The 1842-nt window shown below is 55.8% G+C and carries 2 protein-coding genes; one reads left to right on the plus strand and one right to left on the minus strand.

Translation table 11 applies throughout. The annotated features are described in order from the left end of the window. The first annotated feature begins 297 nt into the window (after positions 1-297). Positions 298-816 carry a lipocalin family protein gene (locus tag A3754_RS22580; protein ID WP_082872463.1) on the plus strand — a complete coding sequence of 173 codons (519 nt, stop codon included), beginning with the start codon at positions 298-300 and terminating at the stop codon, positions 814-816. 168 nt (positions 817-984) lie between these two features. On the opposite strand, the gene A3754_RS26315 is transcribed toward A3754_RS22580, so the two are convergent. Continuing rightward, a complete protein-coding gene (locus A3754_RS26315; protein WP_082872462.1) occupies positions 985-1428 on the minus strand; it encodes a transposase in 444 nt (147 codons plus the stop codon). Between the last annotated feature and the right edge of the window lie 414 nt (positions 1429-1842).

Raw genomic sequence — 1842 nt, forward strand, 5'->3', positions numbered from 1 at the left:
TCAGGGCCTCAGGTCGAATACGGGTTGCCCGCCAGCAGTGGCGGAAGGGTAGCAAATCCTTCCGCCGGAGAGACACAAGGTCGGATTAGTCTTAAAGACGTAATCCGACACTCGCCCCATGGGACAGCGGCGACATTGAATGTCGGCTTACGGCCTTCGGCCTCTCTGTGCCCTCGGGTAAAGTCGACCTACAAAAGAGCGAAATGCGAGGTGTGTGGGTGGCAAGGAAACGACCGGCGCTCAGCTTCACCTCGCGTTGCCCCCCCAGGCGCGATCATCACGGCCATGGAGAGACCTATGCGCCCAATATTGTTGATAGTGAGCCTGATTATGCTCAACGCCTGCCAAACCACACCGACTGCACCAATTGAGGTGGCGGATCCGTTCGACCTGGATCGCTTTATGGGCCAGTGGTATGTGATCGCCAATATCCCCACCTTTCCCGAAAAAGGCGCCCATAATGCCACCGAGACCTATCGACGGGCCGGCCCCAATGAAATTGCGACCACCTTCACCTTCCGCAAGGATGGCGCGGACGGTGAACTGAAAACCCTGACGCCCACCGGCTTTGTTAGCGACGAGAACCCGGCAATCTGGGGAATGCGGTTTCTCTGGCCGTTCAAGGCGGATTTCCGGGTGCTGTATGTAAGCCCGGATTACCAGACCACCATCGTGGGGCGGCAGAAACGGGACTACCTGTGGATCATGGCGCGCAGCCCGGAGCTGCATGCCAAGACCTACGAACACCTGCTGGGCATCGCCCGAGAACGCGGTTACTCGCTGGACAAACTACAAAAGGTGCCCCAGGTGTGGTGACCTGACCTTGCCCAAGGTTTGCCAATGCCCTTGTGATCGCAAACCCGAACTCTTCGTGATGCGAGCATCAGTGATTCACTACGGTCCGTTCCCACAAGGGAGCGAGGTTTATGTGGGAAGCGATGCTTGCATCGCGAACAAGAACGGCAAGATTCTGCCGACCGCAAATCAAAGCCAGACAGCATTCCAAAATGGGTAATCTCTCACTGAAGTCACCAGCCCAGCCCTCACAGGGTTTGCGATGACATAACGGGCCGCTGGTTTCAATTCCGCTTCGCTTCTCAGCGCGCGATCATGGAAGCTGGATTGCCAGATGGCTTGCTCCAAGGAACGGGACACTCTGGCCTTGGCCATTCTGACAATTTGGGACAAATCATGCTTATCCGTTGTGGACAACAGCCAGTGCACATGGTCCGGCATGACCACATAGCACCACGTGTGGCTGGCGTTCTGAATATCTGATTGAGCTATAGATCTGCACACTTGGCAGGCGATAGAGAAACGGGAAAACCATGGGGTTCTGCCCGCTGTGCTGAAAGTAACCAGATAGGGTCTTCCCTGCTGGGAGAAGCGCCCTTTTCTCAAGGAATGGCTGTGGTAGCGATGAGTCATCCATAGAGCGTAACGAGCCGGGGCGGCGTGAGCTGTCAGTTTTTAGAGGACAGGCCTGTCATCTGAATCTGATTATTAAGGAACCTCTGAAAAACTCCTTGCGTACTCAGTCTTTCAGTCTGGTTCGCAATCTATACCCCATTCGGGGCACAGAGGGCGCACTTTTGAAGGTGTCCCCTAACTGGGATCGAGATATGTCCATCCATCGAAAAAGCGCAACAACGAGTGCGGGCCAGCCTGGATGACCCGAAGCACCCGTTCGGGCATAAAGGCGCGGCCTGAAGCGCACACCTGCTGCGCCTTGCCTCTCGGAAAGGGAACCACCCTGACCATCAAGACAAGACGCAACAGCTGCACGCTTCAGGCCACGCTGAGCATGCAAGGAGTTTTTCAGAGGTTCCTTAACCTTTTGAG

The sequence above is a fragment of the Alcanivorax sp. HI0083 genome (assembly GCF_001635175.1).

Coding starts and splice junctions, on each gene's coding strand:
- A3754_RS26315 (WP_082872462.1), bottom strand. CDS start 1,428: ATGACTCATCGCTACCACAGCCATTCCTTGAGAAAAGGGCGCTTCTCC.
- A3754_RS22580 (WP_082872463.1), top strand. CDS start 298: ATGCGCCCAATATTGTTGATAGTGAGCCTGATTATGCTCAACGCCTGC.